The 4681-nt window shown below is 66.0% G+C and carries 5 protein-coding genes; 3 read left to right on the top strand and 2 right to left on the bottom strand.

All coding sequences use genetic code 11. The features are described 5' to 3' along the window. Positions 1–199, top strand: a 199-nt coding sequence (locus JNW89_RS28110) for a hypothetical protein (protein ID WP_238451372.1), incomplete at its 5' end; no start/stop codon positions are given. A gap of 396 nt (positions 200–595) precedes the next feature. Here the strand turns inward: JNW89_RS28110 and JNW89_RS28115 are convergent. Together JNW89_RS28115 and JNW89_RS28120 are read right to left on the bottom strand one after the other, a co-directional pair. Then, on the bottom strand, positions 596–1084 hold the full coding sequence (locus tag JNW89_RS28115) for a DUF6745 domain-containing protein (protein WP_238451374.1): 489 nt from the start codon (positions 1082–1084) through the stop codon (positions 596–598). Between the two features lie 15 nt (positions 1085–1099). Further along, the gene (locus JNW89_RS28120) at positions 1100–2272 is read right to left on the bottom strand and encodes an IS110 family transposase (protein ID WP_238451376.1); all 1173 of its coding nucleotides are present in this window, start codon (positions 2270–2272) and stop codon (positions 1100–1102) included. Between the two features lie 964 nt (positions 2273–3236). Here JNW89_RS28120 and JNW89_RS28125 point away from each other — a divergent pair. Both JNW89_RS28125 and JNW89_RS28130 read left to right on the top strand, forming a co-directional pair. Continuing rightward, positions 3237–3440, top strand: a complete 204-nt coding sequence (locus JNW89_RS28125; protein WP_013283833.1) for a cold-shock protein — start codon at positions 3237–3239, stop codon at positions 3438–3440. Between the two features lie 224 nt (positions 3441–3664). Then, the coding region (locus JNW89_RS28130; RefSeq protein WP_238451377.1) for an IS630 family transposase at positions 3665–4681 on the top strand (1017 nt) is incomplete at its 3' end.

The raw sequence follows: 4681 nt of genomic DNA on the forward strand, positions 1-4681 counted from the left end.
CGCGTACGGTGCCACCGGTCTCGTCGGAGGCACCCTCGACAGCACCATCGGCGGATTCAGCGCCGGCGGCGTCTCCGGCGACCTCGGCGGCACCGTGCAGGCCGTCGGCACCGTCACGGGTGACGCCGACGTACACGGCGACGCGTATGCCAGCGCGGACGGTGATCTCCTGGGGGGCCTCACCGGCGGCCTGCTCTGAGCTGAAGACCCGTTGCTCAATGCGGAGGCCGGGGACGTGCCCGTTGCGCGGTTCCCGGCCTCCGTGTTGGTCTATCCTCCACCGCTGGGAGCGGGCATCCGAGTACGGATTCGACGGCGAAGCGGATCCGACGCGACCGCGTGCCCGTGGTGTGGCCGGCGGCGTTGAGCAGAACTGGTATCGCGCCTTGCTCTGCCGCGCGGCCTGCCAGGGTGTTTCAACGAAGTTGTCTTGCCCTAGCCGGTCGAGCCGATCAGCACAGCGCAGCGGTCCGCCCCGCCTGGCGTCTTGGCTTGCCGACGCCGGTGGGCGCCCTCAATGCCAGCCAGGCGCATCAACCGGGCCACCGCCTTCCGATTCCAGTAATGACTCCCGTTGCCAGGTTCGGCGTTCTGGTCATCGACGCGTCGGCGGCTCTGGCTCGTCGATGTGCTGGGTGGTCACTCGTTCGGTCATCACGGCAACCTCTGCGAAGGGCCACCAGGGTCCGGACGTCAACGCCACTTCCCGGCATCCCTCCCAGCCGGAGTTGGGGGTGGTGTCGAACGCGGTGCGGTAGGTGTCGATAGCGGCGAGGACGACGAGGTCGGGGTAGAAGTGCCAGGCGGGATCGAAGAAACGATCTCTAACGTTTGGCAGGCAGTACTGGACGACGGCGCGTGTCTCGTCGTTCTGTTCTACTCCGGTTTGATGGTCGTGCCAGTACCGGACAGCGCACAGGAGGTAGCTGCGCACTGCCGGGCCCAGCGCGTCCCAGGCCGGGCGCAGGACCTGCTCACAGGTGCGGTGTACGGCTGTCAGGACTGGTTCCAGTGCGGCTCGTTCTGCTGGTAGGACGGGTGAGCAGAGGTAGGGGTTTTCCATCAGGTCGTAGCGTTCGTCCATGCCGTCGCCCCGCCTTCATGCCATCAAGAGGCGGCGAGGGAGTGGTGTTCTAAGCTGGGTGTCGGCGGGTCCGGGAAGTGACTGTTCCGAAGTGTCGATCATGGGGATTTGATCGGCCGCGCTGGATTGAAGAGTCGTCCCCACGTGTCCTCCCGGGCCCGTCCTTGCCTTCGTGGCATCTTTGACCATCTGCTTGTAGACGATGTCGGACAGCCGTCGTTTGAGCGCGCGCATGGCCTCCATCGGCGTCTTGCCCGCGGCGAGTTTGCGCCGGTAGTAGGCGCGGCCTTCGGTGTCGTGGCGCAGTTGGACGACGGCCATGATGTGCAGGACGCGGTTGATGCGCCGGTTCCCGGCCCGGGACAGGCGGTGGCGTTGCTGGTCACCGGACGAGGCATCCAGCGGTGCGGTGCCGTTCCAAGACGCGAAGTGTCCCCGGCTGACGAAGCGGCTGATGTCCGCGACGTCACCGATCAGGCGGGCGGCGCCGGAGGGGCCGATGCCGTTGAGGTCCTGCAGGCTGCTGCCGGTGGTCTCGACGAGCTCGGTCAGTTCCTTGTCCGCGGCCTTGATCCTCTTGTCGAGCTGGACCAGTTCACTGATCAGCTCCGACGCGAGCCGGCGACGGGTCCGCCCGACTAGATCACGGGGCCGGATGGTATTCAGCAGGGCGCGGGCCTGCGGAGCGGACAGGAACTTCTTCGCCCCACCGGGCAGCAGTTCCAGCAGAAGCCTGTGAATGCGGTTGAGCAGGTCGGTGCGGGCGTGACCAAGACCGTCGCGGCGGTCGACCAGCAACCTCAACGCAACGGTCACATCGTCGATGGTGACCTGCCGCAAACCCTTGGCGCGCAGGGCTGCGACGGCGACGCTGTGGGCGTCGACCGGGTCGGTCTTACGGCCCTGACCGGTGTCGAACACCCGGGCACGCGCGGACAGTTTCGCCGGCACGTCCACCACGATCTCGCCGTCGGCGACGAGCCGCTGGGCGATGTGCCGGCCGATGCCGTTGCAGCCCTCCACCGCCCAGATCCGGTCCTTGTGCTGACGGCCGAGGTTCAGCATCGTCCGGTATCCGTCGCGGTCGGTGGTGAACCGGCCTTGGGCAAGGATCTTCTCGCGATTGTTGATGATTTCGATGGTCGCGGACCGCTTATGCGGATCCATACCGATGATGACCTGTCCCACGCTCGTCCTCCTCGATCAGACCGGGGCTGAATCCGGCGAGGAGGGCAGCGCTACTTCGAGCTGGGCAGACCCCTCTTGAGCCTCTCCGCGCCACGGTGACCGGCAGGACGCATGCCACGAGAGAGCCACACCAAACAGTGGTGGGCAGCCGATGTGAGAGCGACCCCACCGGTCACCTCGACCAAGCCTGGCCGGGCTGCGGTCGTGCCACCAGTAGATAAGTAGCCGATGTGAGTGCATCCGTGGGCACACGGCCTGGGCAACACGGCGGACGTCCGGGATCCGGGGTGCGATTCAACATCATGTCGTCAGGCTGACTACCTCGGGGCCGGATAGCTCTTACGCAGGCCAGCCACCGTACGGCGGTATTGTATTCGGCGTCTCTCGACCCTTCAGTGCTCGCCATTGCGCGGTATGCCAGCCGCCCCGCACGGCCACCAGCGTCGGGCACGACGCGAACCACACCAAGGTTCTCCACCGAGACCACTGGGCGAGCCGGCCGATCCGCCCACCTGCCCCCGTCCCGCCTCGGAGCCGGACAGCGCTTCCGCTGGTGCCCACGCCGAGTAATCGAGCCCTGTGGACGGACATCGTGGCCGGTCGTCCTGACGGCGCCCGACTAGAATTCACGCCACATCAGGCGCGACCTGCCGATTCTCGGTGTCGCTGCCACTTCCCGGTCTTGCAACTAGCCCATCGTGAACCCGGTCAACGTGCCGTCCACGCGGTGTGGCAAGCAGACGAGTGACCAGGTCCACTCACCGCCATGGGATCGACGACGGATCATGTGCTACGGTAGCCGAGTTGCAGTTTTGATTTCCGTAGACGTCTTCCGGCGCCTGGTGGGGCATCTGAAACCCATCCAGGCGCTTTTCGTTTTTCGTGTCGTTTCGACGCGGGTGATCAACGCGGCGGCGTAAGGGTCCGCGCAGTGCGGTCTCTAACAGCCTGCGAAGGAGCAGACATGACTACAGGTACCGTGAAGTGGTTCAACGCCGACAAGGGCTTTGGCTTCATCAGCCCGGACGACGGCGGCGCCGACGTCTTCGCCCACTTCTCCGCGATCTCGGCGAGCGGCTTCCGCAGCCTCGACGAGAATCAGAAGGTGGAGTTCGACATCACCCAAGGCCAGAAGGGCCCGCAGGCGGAGAACATCCGCCCGCTTTGATCCACACTCTGCGAACGGCGGCCCGACTGGTTCAGCGGGCCGCCGTTCGGCGTTTCATGCGCTCACCACGGCATCGCGAAAATCGTCTGATCGGCAGAAGGCCGGCCATCTCGGTGTGGAGCCAGCTCAGCATTGCCTCCGTGTTCTTCTCTCTGGATCGATTCGGACCTCGGGCGCTAGTGTTGTGTCTCGCAAATAGCTAGCCGTTTTAGTAGGCTCTGGACGTGACACGTTCTGCCGCACCACTGGTGCTCGAACCCGGCCAGCGGGAACTGCTGGAGTCTCTTGCCAAGTCGCGTACGGTCGAGCATCGGCTGGTGCAGCGGGCGCAGGTGCTGCTGCGGGCCGCGGACGGGATGTCCAACGCCGACAATGCGGTGCTGGCTGGGGTGACCCGGGTGACGGTGCGGGCGTGGCGGTCGGAGTTCGCCGAGCGTGGGCTGGCCGATCTGGGCAGGGTCGCGCCGGGTCGTGGCCGTAGGGCGTCGATTCCGCAGGAGACGATCGACCGGATTGTGGAGTTGACGCTGCACTCGAAGCCGGAGGGGGCGACGCACTGGTCTTGCCGGTCGATGGCGGCGAAGGTCGGTGTGAGTCCGGCGACGGTGCAGCGGGTGTGGGACGCCCGAGGGCTCAAGCCGCACCTGGTGGAGACGTTCAAGCTGTCCAACGACAGGCGGTTCGAGGAGAAGCTCGTCGACGTCGTCGGTTTGTACCTGAACCCGCCGGACAAGGCGGTGGTCTTGTGCATGGACGAGAAGTCGCAGATCCAGGCCTTGGACCGGACCCAGCCGAGCCTGCCGCTCAAGCCTGGCCGGGCCGGCACGATGACCCACGACTACAAGCGCCACGGCACCACGACCCTGTCCGCCGCGTTGGACGTGCTGACCGGCAAGGTGATCGGCAAGTGCTTCGCCCGGCACCGGCACGACGAGTTCCTGCGGTTCCTGCGCACGATCGACACCACGGTGCCCCGCAAGCTGCAGATCCACCTGATCGTCGACAACTACGGCACCCACACCCACCCCAACGTCAAGGCATGGCTGGCCAAGCACCCGCGTTTCCACCTGCACTTCACCCCGACCAGCTCGTCCTGGCTCAACCTGGTTGAGCGCTGGTTCGCCGACCTGACCGAGAAGATGATCCGCCGTGGCGTGTTCCGCAGCGTCGACGACCTCGTCGCCGCCATCGAGGAGTACCTGCGCGTGCATAACGACGACCCGAAGCCGTTCGTCTGGACC

It is taken from the genome of Micromonospora sp. 4G55, assembly GCF_016803375.1.

Excerpts from the sequence above, each read along its gene's own strand:
- JNW89_RS28125 (WP_013283833.1), top strand. The coding sequence starts at position 3,237 with ATGACTACAGGTACCGTGAAGTGGTTCAACGCCGACAAGGGCTTTGGC.
- JNW89_RS28115 (WP_238451374.1), bottom strand. The coding sequence starts at position 1,084 with ATGGACGAACGCTACGACCTGATGGAAAACCCCTACCTCTGCTCACCC.